At 41.1% G+C, this 14,020-nt stretch carries 15 protein-coding genes and 2 tRNA genes; 4 read left to right on the plus strand and 13 right to left on the minus strand.

Annotation, left to right across the window (positions count from 1 at the left end; genetic code table 11):
* The first annotated feature begins 504 nt into the window (after positions 1–504).
* Entirely contained in the window at positions 505–1,590 is a 1,086-nt protein-coding gene (locus BSI_RS06330) for a DNA sulfur modification protein DndB (protein WP_004397770.1), read from the plus strand.
* 794 nt (positions 1,591–2,384) lie between these two features.
* Here BSI_RS06330 and groL read toward each other — a convergent pair.
* Positions 2,385–4,019, minus strand: a complete 1,635-nt coding sequence (gene groL / locus BSI_RS06325) for a chaperonin GroEL (protein WP_004397771.1) — start codon at positions 4,017–4,019, stop codon at positions 2,385–2,387.
* 46 nt (positions 4,020–4,065) lie between these two features.
* The gene (gene groES / locus BSI_RS06320; RefSeq protein ID WP_003155970.1) at positions 4,066–4,350 is read right to left on the minus strand and encodes a co-chaperone GroES; all 285 of its coding nucleotides are present in this window, start codon (positions 4,348–4,350) and stop codon (positions 4,066–4,068) included.
* Between the two features lie 238 nt (positions 4,351–4,588).
* On the opposite strand from groES, the gene BSI_RS06315 reads away from it, so the two are divergent.
* On the plus strand, positions 4,589–5,323 hold the full coding sequence (locus BSI_RS06315) for a CPBP family intramembrane glutamic endopeptidase (RefSeq protein WP_004397818.1): 735 nt from the start codon (positions 4,589–4,591) through the stop codon (positions 5,321–5,323).
* Entirely contained in the window at positions 5,320–5,511 is a 192-nt protein-coding gene (locus BSI_RS06310) for a YdiK family protein (protein ID WP_003225680.1), read from the plus strand. The genes BSI_RS06315 and BSI_RS06310 overlap by 4 nt, the downstream gene beginning before the upstream one ends.
* 36 nt (positions 5,512–5,547) lie before the next feature.
* On the opposite strand, the gene tatCy is transcribed toward BSI_RS06310, so the two are convergent.
* From tatCy to moaC, 4 genes are read right to left on the minus strand one after another with little or no spacing between them, the layout of a single operon-like run.
* Positions 5,548–6,312, minus strand: coding sequence for a sec-independent protein translocase protein TatCy (tatCy, locus tag BSI_RS06305; RefSeq protein WP_015252680.1), 765 nt, complete (start codon positions 6,310–6,312; stop codon positions 5,548–5,550).
* Positions 6,313–6,318: 6 nt separating this feature from the next.
* Positions 6,319–6,492, minus strand: a complete 174-nt coding sequence (gene tatAY / locus BSI_RS06300) for a sec-independent protein translocase protein TatAY (protein ID WP_003225684.1) — start codon at positions 6,490–6,492, stop codon at positions 6,319–6,321.
* A gap of 21 nt (positions 6,493–6,513) precedes the next feature.
* Positions 6,514–7,161, minus strand: coding sequence for a redox-sensing transcriptional repressor Rex (locus tag BSI_RS06295; protein ID WP_003225686.1), 648 nt, complete (start codon positions 7,159–7,161; stop codon positions 6,514–6,516).
* Positions 7,158–7,670, minus strand: a complete 513-nt coding sequence (gene moaC / locus BSI_RS06290; RefSeq protein WP_003243499.1) for a cyclic pyranopterin monophosphate synthase MoaC — start codon at positions 7,668–7,670, stop codon at positions 7,158–7,160. The genes BSI_RS06295 and moaC overlap by 4 nt, the downstream gene beginning before the upstream one ends.
* A 125-nt stretch (positions 7,671–7,795) precedes the next feature.
* Here moaC and BSI_RS06285 point away from each other — a divergent pair, with 125 nt between their 5' ends.
* Positions 7,796–9,724, plus strand: coding sequence for an ABC-F family ATP-binding cassette domain-containing protein (locus tag BSI_RS06285; protein ID WP_004397826.1), 1,929 nt, complete (start codon positions 7,796–7,798; stop codon positions 9,722–9,724).
* Between the two features lie 225 nt (positions 9,725–9,949).
* Here the strand turns inward: BSI_RS06285 and tsaD are convergent, their stop codons facing one another.
* From tsaD to BSI_RS06250, 7 genes are all read right to left on the minus strand, one after another.
* Positions 9,950–10,990 carry a tRNA (adenosine(37)-N6)-threonylcarbamoyltransferase complex transferase subunit TsaD gene (gene tsaD, locus BSI_RS06280; protein ID WP_004397830.1) on the minus strand — a complete coding sequence of 347 codons (1,041 nt, stop codon included), beginning with the start codon at positions 10,988–10,990 and terminating at the stop codon, positions 9,950–9,952.
* Positions 10,983–11,438 carry a ribosomal protein S18-alanine N-acetyltransferase gene (gene rimI / locus BSI_RS06275; RefSeq protein ID WP_004397832.1) on the minus strand — a complete coding sequence of 152 codons (456 nt, stop codon included), beginning with the start codon at positions 11,436–11,438 and terminating at the stop codon, positions 10,983–10,985. The genes tsaD and rimI overlap by 8 nt, the downstream gene beginning before the upstream one ends.
* 9 nt (positions 11,439–11,447) lie before the next feature.
* Positions 11,448–12,137, minus strand: a complete 690-nt coding sequence (gene tsaB / locus BSI_RS06270) for a tRNA (adenosine(37)-N6)-threonylcarbamoyltransferase complex dimerization subunit type 1 TsaB (RefSeq protein WP_004397834.1) — start codon at positions 12,135–12,137, stop codon at positions 11,448–11,450.
* Complete coding sequence (tsaE, locus tag BSI_RS06265; RefSeq protein ID WP_004397836.1) at positions 12,118–12,594, minus strand: tRNA (adenosine(37)-N6)-threonylcarbamoyltransferase complex ATPase subunit type 1 TsaE; 477 nt, start codon at positions 12,592–12,594, stop codon at positions 12,118–12,120. The genes tsaB and tsaE overlap by 20 nt, the downstream gene beginning before the upstream one ends.
* 14 nt (positions 12,595–12,608) lie before the next feature.
* Complete coding sequence (thiL, locus tag BSI_RS06260; protein ID WP_004397837.1) at positions 12,609–13,586, minus strand: thiamine-phosphate kinase; 978 nt, start codon at positions 13,584–13,586, stop codon at positions 12,609–12,611.
* A gap of 179 nt (positions 13,587–13,765) precedes the next feature.
* Positions 13,766–13,842: transfer RNA gene (locus tag BSI_RS06255), tRNA-Asp, on the minus strand.
* Between the two features lie 62 nt (positions 13,843–13,904).
* Positions 13,905–13,981: transfer RNA gene (locus tag BSI_RS06250), tRNA-Met, on the minus strand.
* Between the last annotated feature and the right edge of the window lie 39 nt (positions 13,982–14,020).

The raw sequence follows: 14,020 nt of genomic DNA on the forward strand, positions 1-14,020 counted from the left end.
TAGGTCTTATAAAAGCTCATTCCCTAATTACAGTAGAGTGCGAGGTATGTTATTTAACTAAACCCTATTCATAAACCACTTCCTTCAAGAACCGAATAATTATGCTGATTTCCAATACTAGAGTAATTATCTTCGTTGCACTTAAAAATCTTCGTTTTGTATTGTTGTTATCAAATGACTTTATAAATTCCAACAAAATACAAACTGACCTCTTCTATCGTAAGAATTTGTTAATATATTAATATACTCCTCACATAATTACGAGCCGCTCGTCACCAATATTAAACAACAGGTTTTTTAATTTGTCAAACTTTTCATAAGAAATTAAAACCAATTATTTATATAACAGCAAATACAATTAAATATCGTTAAACATTTCCACCTGTGCGGCTGTACATGTTTTTCTGAGCGGCTTTGAAAAATATACAACAAAAAACAAAAAATAAATTGAAATAAATGCATATAAGTGATAAATTTAACACATAACAATTTTGGGGTGGTAAAATGTCTGTAGCAAACTCTATTAAAATTTCATTTAAAGGTTCAAAAGGAAGTCAATTTGGAAAGGATACTTATGTAACAATGATTCCTTTCAATAAACTTGAAAGTTTCTTTAAGGTTTTTCCAGAAGTCCAGCGTAAATTAAATAAGCCACGCGTTAAATCAATTGCAAAGTATATTTTAGACGGCATTGATAAAAAAAGAATGACTTTTTTAAGTGCTATTACGGTAACATGTAAAGATGACATTCAATATAATGAAGAATTATCCACTATTGATGTTGATATCAGTACTATTTTTTCTATAAATGATGGACAACATCGATCTGAAGCAATTAAATTAGCAATTGCTACTTTAAAAGGGAATATTGAAAATTCAAGTAACAAAAATGAAAAAGATAGGCTTATAGAGAAGCTTATTCTTTTAGAGAATATGACTATTCCTGTCGTAATTTTCACTGGAATCGATCAAAAAGGAGAACAACAATTGTTCCATGATTTAAATCTTTTAGCAGGGAAGCCTAACAAATCAATTGCATTGAATTTTGATTCAAGTGACCAGTACAATAGATTAGCTAAAGATTTAGCTAAAAATAACGAACAATTATTAAGATTGAATATCGAAACTGAAAAAACCCAAATTCGGAGCAATAATAATCAAATTATGGTTCTTTCCACATTAAGAAACATGTTGTGTTATATAATTACAGGTGCAAATAAAGATAAAGAAAGCAAATTAAACATGGAAACTTATAATGAATTCCACAATACTCTTGACGAGATTATTAATTTACTATTTGAAGTATTACCAGAAGATGCTTCTAATCGAGAAAAGTACATTATTGGCACAGCGGCTACGCTACAAGGGATTGGTAAGTACTTAAACGAAGTGATTTATAATCAAAATAATATCGATTGGATAGGTGAAATTAAAAAATTAGGCACTATTGATTGGTCTCATAGGAGTTCTGTATGGGAAGGTTACGGAGGTAGCTACATTCCTGAAAAGAATAAGTTTGTATTTACTGGGACTAGTGCTGGCATTAATGGTGTGTATGAAGCTTTAAAAAACGCCTTGAAAAAGCAATAATAAGTAGAGCCGCTCACTTTGTGAAGCGGCTTTTTTTCATGGGATTATAAAAAGTTAAAAACTTTTATTTATGGATATGCTCAGACTATTTCAATTTCTTATACTCCCAACCCGTTAAGTTTATTCTCCTCAATCATCGACAGACCAAGATTAATCTTATTAACTCCTATTTTTACTTAGCCACAATTGTCATCTAAATTTTCCTTTATATTAATCTCATTTATAAATGATATGACATTTCTTTTTGAATATGAAATATTAATAAGTTAAATAGTACACTAATGTTTTATAATGATATACATCTTATAAACGACACGTAAACTGAACCGCTATTAATTCTTGTGTTACCTATTCCCTTGTAAGAAAGAAAATGAATAACATTATAACGGTCATAAAGCATATACAACCATATGATTTTCGTGACAGTATACCCAAATTAGGCACTTTTCTTAGTATTCCTTCTATATTATATAAGTGGATTTTTCTTTTGTGCCGACAATATTTTTAATTTATTGAAACTAATCAAATATCACCACAAAATTTTAAAAAGAATATTGATACAGCAGCGGCTTGGACATACAGATATTAATACCACATTTATTATCTATACATGGCCTCCAATATAGAAGAAAAGGCCTCCCAACAGTTTTAGCAAACTGATGAAAGACCTTCTCCTATAGTAAGAACTGTTCTTGCATGATATGCCCCATTTTTAGAAAACCAGGACAAATCTGAGGACAAGAAAAGCATATTATCATTTTATACGTTGATATAATAAGGTTTTTACACCTTTATTACATCATGCCACCCATACCGCCCATGCCGCCCATGTCAGGCATTCCTGCGCCGCCAGCGTTTTCTTCTGGCTTGTCAGCGACAACAGCTTCAGTTGTTAAGAACATTGCAGCTACAGACGCAGCGTTTTGAAGAGCTGAGCGTGTAACTTTTGTTGGGTCAACGATACCTTTTTCGATCATGTTTACCCATTCGCCAGTTGCAGCGTTGAAGCCTACGCCGATTTCTTCGTTTTTGAGGCGCTCAACGATGACAGATCCTTCAAGACCAGCGTTGTGCGCGATTTGACGGATTGGCTCTTCAAGCGCGCGAAGCACGATGTTGATACCTGTTTGAGCATCGCCTTCAGCTTCAACTGCAGCGACTTTGTTATATACGTTTACAAGTGCTGTACCACCGCCGGATACGATGCCTTCTTCAACAGCTGCGCGAGTTGAGTTCAGGGCGTCTTCGATGCGAAGTTTACGCTCTTTCAGCTCAGTTTCAGTCGCAGCGCCGACTTTGATGACAGCTACGCCGCCAGCAAGTTTCGCAAGACGCTCTTGTAATTTTTCTCTGTCGAATTCAGAAGTTGTTTCTTCCACTTGAGCGCGGATTTGAGTCACGCGGGCAGAAATTTTGTCTGTTTCGCCAGCGCCTTCAACGATTGTTGTGTTTTCTTTTGTAACGACAACTTTAGAAGCGCGTCCCAATTGAGCGATTTGAGTAGATTTCAGGTCAAGGCCAAGATCTTCTGTGATGACTTCTCCGCCAGTAAGGACAGCGATGTCTTCAAGCATTGCTTTACGGCGGTCACCGAAGCCAGGAGCTTTAACAGCAACTGCATTGAATGTGCCGCGAAGTTTGTTCACAACAAGTGTTGCAAGTGCTTCGCCTTCAACATCCTCAGCGATCAGAAGCAATGGTTTGCCTTGCTGAACAACCTGCTCAAGCACAGGAAGGATTTCTTGAATGTTGGTGATTTTTTTGTCTGTGATTAAGATATAAGGATTGTCAAGAACCGCTTCCATCTTATCAGAGTCAGTTACCATGTAAGGAGACGCATATCCGCGGTCGAATTGCATACCTTCAACAACTTCAAGCTCAGTTGTGAAGCCTTTAGACTCTTCGATTGTGATAACGCCGTCGTTTCCTACGCGCTCCATTGCTTCAGCGATAAGGCTTCCGACTTCCTCATCAGCAGCAGAGATCGCAGCAACCTGAGCGATAGACTCTTTGCCTTCGATCGGCTTAGAAATTTCTTTTAAGTTTTCGATCGCAACCGCTACAGCTTTTTCCATACCTTTACGCACGCCTACAGGGTTAGCGCCTGCTGTTACGTTTTTAAGGCCTTCACGGATCATAGCTTGCGCAAGAACTGTCGCAGTTGTTGTACCGTCACCGGCAACGTCGTTTGTTTTGCTGGCTACTTCAGCAACAAGCTTAGCACCCATGTTTTCAAACGCGTCTTCAAGCTCGATTTCTTTAGCGATTGTTACACCGTCATTTGTGATTAACGGAGAACCGAATTTTTTCTCTAGAACCACGTTGCGTCCTTTTGGTCCTAAAGTTACTTTTACAGCATCAGCAAGTGCATCGACACCGCGAAGCATTGCGCGGCGAGCTTCTTCACTAAACTTAATTTCTTTTGCCATGTTTACAAGACCTCCTCAAATGTTTTAAGTATTGTTTATTTAAGAATTAGCCGATAACAGCTAAAATGTCGCTTTCACGTAAGATTAAGTATTCAGTACCTTCGTATTTCACTTCAGTACCTGCGTATTTTGAGAAGATAATGCGGTCGCCCTCTTTTACTTCTAAAGCAACGCGCTCTCCGCTTTCTAACACGCGACCTGAACCAGCTGCCACGATTTTGCCTTCTTGCGGTTTTTCTTTTGCAGAATCCGGCAACACAATTCCGCTGGCAGTTTTTTCTTCAGATTCTACGAGTTCAATGACAACGCGATCACCTAATGGCTTTAACAATGTAATAACCTCCTCAATAGTATGAATATGTAATTTTAGCACTCGACACTAAAGAGTGCTAACACAATTCTTATAATAAAGAATCTCCCTTCCAATTTCAAGTGATAAGATAAAAATTTTTTCACGCTTACATGATTCTTTTCAGCTCCCTTTTCCCTTAGCTTTTTCACCCCCGTTCCGATTATGTTACAATAGCTGTAGATGAACGAAACCCATTTAACAAAGGAGTACATACCATTTGAGAAAACAGTATTGGTTTATTATTTTGACATATATCATCATGCAGTTTTCCGCATTAATCGGGATTCCCTTGTTATTTAAATTCGGTTATGCCGGAGGACAGCCTACAAATGAGAATATGCTGCACGCACAAGGATTATGGTCCGTTATCAGCTTTATCGCCTGTCTCGTTGTCGTTCTGCTCATTCTGAGAACTGTTCCGAAAACAACGCTGAGAAACGGCCGGAAAGACTCCGTCGGACTTTCTATCCTTTGGGCGATAGCCGGTTTTTTCATTGCCCTCTTCTCGCAAGGATTAGCAGGCTCTATTGAATATTATGTATTTGGCATCGGAAGAGAATCAGAAAATACACAAGCTATTCTGGATGTCATTCAGGCAGTCCCGCTCATGATTATGGTTTCTTCTGTCGTCGGGCCTATATTAGAAGAAATCATCTTCAGAAAAATCATTTTCGGCACACTGTACGAAAAAACGAATTTCTTCTTTGCCGGACTGATCAGCTCGGTTATTTTTGGTATTGTTCACGCTGATTTAAAGCATCTTCTTCTTTATACAGCAATGGGCTTTACCTTTGCCTTCTTGTATGCGAGAACCAAACGGATATGGGTGCCGATATTCGCCCATGTCATGATGAATACATTTGTCGTCATCATGCAGCTTGAGCCTGTTCAGAAGTACCTTGAACAGCAGAGCACACAAATGCAATTGATTATTGGAGGATTATTTTTATGAGAAACCCGGTAGTTTGGGGAATGATCTATTTTGCCGTAGGGTGCATCTTTACTTATCTTGCCGCAAGCTCACCAGGCAGCATGTGGTCATTTTACTCCATCCTGCTGATGGTGTTCGCCGCTTACAACATCAGCATTTCTTTTAAGATGTTCGCCTTTTCTTTTAAAATCAAAAAGAACCAGAAATAAAGAAAATCCATTTCTCAATGAGAAATGGATTTTTTATTATTGCCCGGAAGACACGTCCTGATCGGCAGCACTGCTTTTCTGCGCTTTCCGATAAGCGGCCTTCGATATAAGAATACTGATTTCATATAAAATCAAAAGCGGGACAGTGACCATCATATGGGACAAAAGCTCAGGCGGTGTAATCAGGGCAGCGATCACCAGCAGCGTAAAATACGCATACTTTCTGATTTTCGCTAAGAACATTGGTGTCACAATTCCAAGCCTGGTCAAAAACATGAGGATGACTGGCATTTGGAACAACAGTCCAAACGGAATCGTCAGCTGCAGGAGAAAATGAAAATACTCATTAATTCCAATCACCTGATTGACATTCAAGTCCTGAGAAATCCGCTTCATAAAATCAACAACAAAAGGAAATAAAATATAATATGAAAAAGATAAGCCCGCTAAAAACAGCAAAATAGAGATCGGAATGTAGCTGAGCGTTACTTTGCGCTCTTTCTCATAGAGGCCTGGGCTCACAAAAGCCCAAAGCTGATAAAGAATAACCGGCGAAGTCAGGACAATGCCGATGATAAACGCAAACTGCATAAACACATAAAGCGGGTCTGTCAGATTAAACGCGTTAAGCGTAAGCTGCTTCGCTTCATCTGTTTCTTGCAGATATACAATAATCGGCTTCGCTAAAAAAAATCCCGCGATAAAGAAAACGACAAACGCCAGCGCTACAATCAGCAACCGTTTTCGAAGCTCAGCAATATGCTCCAGCAGCGACATTTGATTCACTTTCATTCGTGTCATCCTAACTTACTGATCTTCTTTCTTTTTTTCCTCGTCATCACTCGTTAATCCTTTAGTAGCGTTTTTGAATTCACGAAGTGTGTCTCCCGCAGCTTTCCCCAACTCAGGCAGCTTTTTGGGACCGAAGATAATCAGAGCAACGATTGCGATAACAGCAAGGCTTCCAGGACCGATCGGCATATTTGGGCTCCTCCTTTCCCTCTATTCGATTTCCTCTAAAACTGAATAATGCTTCAAGAAATAAACCAGTGACTGAAGCTCTACAGCTAAATCTATATGATGAATTCGAATGTGTTCCGGCACATTCAAACGGGCCGGCGTAAAATTAAGAATTCCCTTGATTCCTAACGCGACCAATCTGTCTGTAATGGATTGAGCGGCAACTGCTGGCACTGTAAGAATGGCAACTGATTCATTTTTTACGTGTTGTTCAAGGTCATCAAGGTTATAGACAGGCACGCCGCCTACCTCAGTTCCTATTTTACTCTCATTTATATCAAAAGCCATAGAAATTTTTGTGTTATTATTTTTTGTGAAATTATAGTGAAGAAATGCCGTTCCCAAGTTCCCGACACCAATCAAGATAACGTCTGTCATCTCATCCTGATCAAGCGTTTTTCGGAAAAATGACAGCAAATAATCCACATTATATCCATATCCTTTTTTGCCAAGAGCTCCAAAATAGGAAAAATCCCTGCGAATCGTGGCAGAATCAACCTTTACGGCATCACTGAGTTCAGCGGATGATACACGCTGCTTTCCTGACGCATGCAGATTCTTTAAAAAGCGATAGTAAAGCGGCAGCCGTTTTGCCGTCGCCTGCGGAATTTTTGATTGATCCTTATTCATTTTTGGTCCTCCAAATTATACTCGGATAGTTCTCTTTTAAAGTCACCGTTTTTCCCGCCTGTCTTCTCCAGCAAGAAAGTAGGGCCGATGACCATTCCCTTATCAAGGGCCTTGCACATATCGTAAACGGTAAGAGCGCACACCGATGCAGAAGTGAGCGCTTCCATTTCCACACCTGTACTCCCTTTCGTTTTGACCTGTGCTTTTATATGAAGTATAACTTCTGCTTCTTTTATTTTCCAGTCAAACGATATATCTACCCCGCTCAGTGAAAGCGGATGGCACATCGGAATGATATTCGACGTTTGCTTTGCGGCCATAATACCTGCCACCTGCGCAACAGCCAGTACATCTCCTTTGCCGATATCATGACTTTGTATTTTCTCGTACACTTCATTCTTCATGTGTACGCTTGAAACAGCTGCCGCAGTACGGACAGTCGAAGATTTTTCGCTGATGTCCACCATCTGGGCTCTGCCCTGTTCATTAAAATGAGAAAATCCATTCATATTAAAACTCTCCTTAAACAGATCATACACTATTTTCTTCTCTATGTCTTATTCGGCCAATGTATTGTTTGCTGACTTCTGGTTCATAAGCTACACTTAACTTATTATAGCAGAGGTGAAATAATATGATGATCTTACAAGTTAATCAGCTATCCAAATCGTTTGGCGCTGATACTATTTTAAACAATATAAAGCTGGAAGTCAGAAATCGTGATCGCATTGCCATTGTAGGAAGAAATGGCGCGGGAAAATCTACGCTGCTTAAAATTATCGCAGGCCAGCTTTCGTATGAAAAGGGCGAAATTATTAAACCGAAAGATATTACAATGGGATATCTTGCCCAGCATACGGGCTTGGATTCTAAGCTTACCATAAAAGAAGAGCTGCTGACTGTTTTTGACCACTTAAAAGCAATGGAAAAGGAAATGCGGGCTATCGAAGAAAAAATGGCGGCAGCTGATCCCGGTGAATTGGAAAGCATCATGAAAACCTATGACCGGCTTCAGCAGGAATTCAGAGATAAAGGCGGCTATCAATATGAAGCAGATGTCAGATCTGTGCTGCATGGTCTCGGCTTCAGCCATTTTGACGATTCAACACAGGTGCAAAGCCTCAGCGGAGGTCAGAAAACAAGGCTGGCCCTTGGTAAGCTTCTGTTAACACAGCCTGATTTACTCATTCTCGATGAGCCGACAAACCATCTCGATATTGATACGCTAACCTGGCTTGAACATTATTTGCAGGGCTATTCAGGCGCCATTCTGATCGTTTCGCATGACCGCTACTTTTTGGACAAGGTGGTAAACCAAGTATACGAGGTATCAAGAGCTGAAAGCAAAAAGTATCACGGCAACTACAGCGCTTATCTCGACCAAAAAGCCGCGCAGTATGAGAAAGATATTAAAATATATGAAAAGCAGCAGGATGAAATCGCAAAGCTTCAGGACTTCGTAGACCGAAATCTGGCGAGAGCTTCTACCACAAAAAGAGCACAAAGCCGCCGAAAGCAGCTGGAGCGAATGGAAGTCATGTCAAAACCGCTCGGCGATGAAAAATCCGCAAACTTTCATTTTGATATTACAAAACAGAGCGGAAACGAAGTCCTGCGCGTTCAAGATCTCACAATCAGCTATGAAAACCAGCCGCCGCTTTTAACAGAAGTGTCGTTCATGCTCACAAGAGGAGAAAGCGCCGCGCTTGTCGGCCCTAACGGAATCGGTAAATCAACATTGCTGAAAACATTAATGGACACCCTAAAGCCAGATCATGGAACAATCTCATACGGCTCGAATGTCAGTGTCGGCTACTATGATCAGGAGCAGGCTGAACTGACTTCCTCTAAACGCGTCCTTGATGAGCTGTGGGATGAGTACCCTGGTCTTCCGGAGAAAGAAATCCGAACTTGTCTCGGCAATTTCTTATTCTCCGGAGATGATGTGCTGAAACCCGTCCATTCACTGAGCGGAGGCGAAAAAGCAAGATTGGCTCTTGCTAAGCTGATGCTTCAAAAAGCTAATTTTCTCATCCTTGATGAACCGACGAACCACCTGGACTTAGACAGTAAAGAAGTTCTCGAAAACGCGCTGATTGATTATCCAGGCACACTGTTATTTGTCTCACATGACAGATATTTTATTAACAGAATTGCCACAAGAGTATTGGAGCTTTCTCCAAACCATATAGAGGAGTATCTGGGAGATTACGATTATTATACCGAGAAAAAAACAGAGCAGCTTGAACTGGAGAAAATGAATCAGCAAGAGGAAACCGAAAAAACTCCTGCTGCGGTAAAGTCCGACTCAAAACGTTCATATGAAGAAGAAAAAGAATGGAAAAAGAAAGAGCGCCAACGGCTCCGTCGGATTGAAGAAATTGAAACCGCTGTTCAAAACATTGAAGAAAACATTAGTCACAATGATGAATTGCTTTGTGATCCTGAAGTCTATCAAGACCATGAAAAGGTACAAGCGATCCATGCAGACAACGAGAAGCTTAATCAGGAGCTGGAAACTCTTTTGTCCGAGTGGGAAGAACTATCCACAGAAGAATCTTAAAAAAGTCAAGCACCTCTTTTTAGAGGTGCTTTTTATCCACAGAAAATAACCTTACAAGCAAACGAAATAAGCGCTTTATACACATTATCCACAAAATATTCTGAATTTATCCACTTTATTAACAGTGTCTTCAGCCCTTTATCCATCGATATCTTCATAATTACTAACAGATATGTGGATAAATTGAGAATTATCTGTTAATAACAGATAAAAAGCCTCACGCCATTATGTCGTGAGACTTTGATAAGAAGTCAATTCAAGGCCAGGCTGGCCATTCATATCATATGCACCGCGAATGCCCTTCTCAAAAGCAATTGTACCAGCCGCAGCAATCATTGCAGCATTATCCGTACATAACGCTAACGGAGGAATGACGAGCTTAATCCCTTCATGCTGGGCAAATTCCTTTTCTAATGCGGCTCTGAGTCCTCTGTTTGCAGCTACCCCTCCGGCTAAAAGGACCTGTTTGACACCATATTCCTTTGCCGCACGCGCCGTTTTTGTCACCAAGACATCTATCACGCTATTTTGGAAACTGGCAGACAAATCTTCCGGAGCAATCTCTTGTCCTTTTTGAGACGCATTATGAAGCGTATTGATCACCGCAGACTTCAACCCGCTGAAGCTGAAATTGTAAGAGCCTTCTTCGAGCCATGCGCGAGGAAGCGGAATATTGTCATTCCCTTTTTCAGCAAGCTTGTCAATTTGCGGTCCTCCCGGATACGGCAGTCCCATCGTTCGCGCCACTTTGTCGTAAGCTTCTCCTGCTGCATCATCGAGAGTTTCCCCAATAACTTCAAATGATCCGTGTTCCTTCATATAAACCAATTCCGTATGGCCCCCTGAAACGACCAATGCCAGTGCCGGGAACACAATCTCTTCTACAAGACGGTTCGCGTATATATGACCGGCTATATGATGGACGCCAACTAATGGAATGTTATGCGCAAAGCTCAATGCTTTAGCAGCGTTCACTCCGATAAGAAGCGCTCCCACCAGTCCCGGACCTTCAGTTACGGCAATCGCATCAATATCACTATACGTCATGCCGGCTTTACGAAAAGCTTCTTCTATGACCAAAGTGATTTGCTCAACATGATGTCTTGAAGCAATTTCCGGAACAACGCCTCCGAAGCGCTTATGGCTTTCAATTTGTGAGGCCACTACGTTCGACATGATTTCTTTTCCGTTTTTTACGATAGCTGCCGCTGTCTCATCACAGCTTGTTTCAATTCCCAATACGTAAATCTCTTTTTGCTCACTCATTTATCGTCACCCACATAATTAACGCATCTTCCCCGTTATCAGTATAATAGTTCTTTCTTATTCCGCCGGGCTGCATCCCGAACTTCTTATATAAGCCTTGAGCAGGATGATTAGAAACCCTCACTTCAAGCGAAAGCCGTCTTGCGTCTTTTTCTTTGCACAGTTCAATCGCTGAGCGAAAAAGCGTTTCTCCTAAAGACTGGCCGCGATACTCCGGTTTTATCGCTATATTTGTAATTTGGGCGTCGTCCATCACGATCCAAATCCCGCAATACCCAGCAACATGGCCGTCCTTTTCAATCACAAGATAATGAGCATACGGATTTTCCATCAGCTCATGATAAAACGAATCCTTCGTCCAAGGAGACGTAAAAGAGGATGTTTCGATTTCGTATACATGATCAATATCATCAAGCTGCATGTTTCTGACCGCCGCTTTTGTTTTCATCCTATCACCCTACTTTTGACTTTCAATCCATTTCGCTTCAGCTTCTGCCAGCCGCAAGTACTCCGGGACAAGCCCGTGAACATCAGCTGCTTCTTTTTCCGCCCCTAAAAAAGCCAATTCTGATGGACGCGGGTTATGCTGAGCAGCAGCTCCAATGATCCCTTTTGTCCCAAGCACATCCTCTATCAACTGCTTGTGAATAGAAGTATCATGACCTAAAAACAAAACTGGGCGATCCTTTTCTTTTAGCATCTCCAGCCACTCGGCTAACATCACATTTTGATCAGCAACAACTTGCTCCAAAAGCCCGTTTTTGTATTCATACAGACCTGTATACACCTGTCCCCGTCTTGCATCAAAGATAGGACTGATCAGACCGTCAAAATGCCGTCCATTTGCCGCTAGCGCTTCAAGGCTTGATACAGCAGCAATCGGAATATGTAAAGACCAGGCAAGTGTTTTGGCAAGCGTCACACCTATTCTTACTCCTGTGTATGAACCGGGGCCTTTGGCAACGACAATTTTAGAAAGATCCTGTGGTGTCATATCACAATCATTCAGCAATGAATGAACAGCAGGCATCGCTCTTACAGAGTGGTTCTTTTTCAAATATGTAATGTGTTCTGCTATGACGGTGTCTCCTCGAAGCAGCGCAATGCCCAACGTATAATTTGATGTGTCAATCGCTAATATTGTCATGTCTACTTATCTCCTCACAAAGCATTTCATACCGATTCCCGACAGCAGTAAAGGTCATTTCCCGCTCATCATCACCAGCTCTTTTAATGACAATTTGCAGTCGCTCCTGCGGCAGCTGTTCTTCAATTAAATGGGCCCATTCAACAAGACAGACACCTTGTCCGTGAAAATATTCATCAAGCCCCAAATCTTCACTTTCGTCTTCCATTCTATACACATCCATATGATAAAGAGGAAGTGTACCATCGTTATATTCTTTTATAATTGTAAAAGTCGGACTGTTTACAACACGTGTAATTCCAAGTCCTTCCGCAAAACCTTTCGTAAAAGTCGTTTTTCCGGCTCCTAAATCGCCCTCTAATGTTAGGACGTCTCCCGGTTCAGCAAACGATGCTGTCAGCTTAGCAATCGCCTTTGTTTCTTCAGGATTTACAGTTCTCCACTTTAATTGCTTCACACGAGTCACCCGTCTTATTTAAAATGATTATATCCTTTTTTCTCTAAGGTCATTGTTGTTTTATCTGTTTTTAGGATCACATTGGATTCTGTTTTTTCTCTGACATGGCCAATCTTTGTAATCGGCAGTTGACGTGTTTCACACTCCTGCTTCAACACTTCCCATTCTTCCTTTGAAATCGTCCCTGTCAGCTCAAAATCCTCACCGCCAAACAAAGCCCATTCTTTCCAGTTAGGATGAAGCTTAGGCAAATCGGAATGGACTGGAAGCATGCTCTCATCAATTTCAATTGAAACACAGCTGGCTTCTGCAAGTTCATTCAGTTCACTAGCTAATCCGTCACTGATATCATTCAAAGCTGCCCGCTTAAAACTCGAGCATAATCTGCCGACGCTTACTCTTGGCTGAGGCCGTTTATGCCTGTTGATAAAGTAAGCCGTGTCAATAGCTGAGTTTTGAGGATTAGTCTCCTCTAATAATAAAGAAAGTCCTGCTGCAGATGAACCGATTTCACCGGTTACAAACACAATATCATTCGGTCTTGCCAAGCTGCGCAAACAGGCCCGTCCCTTTTCAACTTCACCGACTACAGTGACTGTAACGACTAATTTGTCAGAGGTAGAGACTGTATCGCCGCCAATCAGATCCATATGATATAGTTTCGCCAGTTCATTCATTCCTTCATACATCGCCTTGATTTCAGATTCCGTCCATTTTGAAGGTACCGCAAGTGATACCAAATAAAATTTTGGAATACCTCCCATCGCGGCAATATCACTTATATTAACAGCTAACGCCTTATACCCGATATCTTCAGGTGAGGAATAGTGTAATTTAAAATGCACATCTTCTACCATAGTATCGACACAAACAATTTCCTGAACACCGTGTTTCGCAGTGTAGAGCGCTGCATCATCACCAATTCCTACATCAACGGAAGAATGGTGAATGGTCCGCGGAGTAATGCTATGTATCAAATCAAATTCATCCATGAACCAACCCCCCTTTTCAACCTGCTTATGCCTATATGTGCTCTTCCTAGTGTATCGAATTTTGCTGGAATATCCAAGATGTTGCCCATATAAAGAAAGCTTGGCTATGACACCAAGCAGAAGATACAGTAAAAGAAAACACAAAAAAAACGAAAACATGATCGTTTCGTTTACAATAATGGCGGTCCGGACGGGACTCGAACCCGCGACCTCCTGCGTGACAGGCAGGCATTCTAACCAACTGAACTACCGGACCATATTTGTATAAAATGATTTTGGTTGCACCCTTCGGGCACTCCTTATTTCATTTATATATTTTGGTTGCGGGGGCAGGATTTGAACCTGCGACCTTCGGGTTATGAGCCCGACGAGCTACCGAACTGCTCCACCCCGCGATGATAATAATTTAAGATAAAAGCTTGGCGGCGTCCTAC

The sequence above is a fragment of the Bacillus inaquosorum KCTC 13429 genome (assembly GCF_000332645.1).
In the GTDB taxonomy this organism is placed as follows: domain Bacteria; phylum Bacillota; class Bacilli; order Bacillales; family Bacillaceae; genus Bacillus; species Bacillus inaquosorum.

Coding starts and splice junctions, on each gene's coding strand:
- BSI_RS06330 (WP_004397770.1), top strand. CDS start 505: ATGTCTGTAGCAAACTCTATTAAAATTTCATTTAAAGGTTCAAAAGGA.
- groL (WP_004397771.1), bottom strand. CDS start 4,019: ATGGCAAAAGAAATTAAGTTTAGTGAAGAAGCTCGCCGCGCAATGCTT.
- BSI_RS06310 (WP_003225680.1), top strand. CDS start 5,320: ATGAGAAACCCGGTAGTTTGGGGAATGATCTATTTTGCCGTAGGGTGC.
- tatCy (WP_015252680.1), bottom strand. CDS start 6,312: ATGACACGAATGAAAGTGAATCAAATGTCGCTGCTGGAGCATATTGCT.
- tatAY (WP_003225684.1), bottom strand. CDS start 6,492: ATGCCGATCGGTCCTGGAAGCCTTGCTGTTATCGCAATCGTTGCTCTG.
- BSI_RS06295 (WP_003225686.1), bottom strand. CDS start 7,161: ATGAATAAGGATCAATCAAAAATTCCGCAGGCGACGGCAAAACGGCTG.
- moaC (WP_003243499.1), bottom strand. CDS start 7,670: ATGAATGGATTTTCTCATTTTAATGAACAGGGCAGAGCCCAGATGGTG.
- BSI_RS06285 (WP_004397826.1), top strand. CDS start 7,796: ATGATGATCTTACAAGTTAATCAGCTATCCAAATCGTTTGGCGCTGAT.
- tsaD (WP_004397830.1), bottom strand. CDS start 10,990: ATGAGTGAGCAAAAAGAGATTTACGTATTGGGAATTGAAACAAGCTGT.
- rimI (WP_004397832.1), bottom strand. CDS start 11,438: ATGAAAACAAAAGCGGCGGTCAGAAACATGCAGCTTGATGATATTGAT.
- tsaB (WP_004397834.1), bottom strand. CDS start 12,137: ATGACAATATTAGCGATTGACACATCAAATTATACGTTGGGCATTGCG.
- thiL (WP_004397837.1), bottom strand. CDS start 13,586: ATGGATGAATTTGATTTGATACATAGCATTACTCCGCGGACCATTCAC.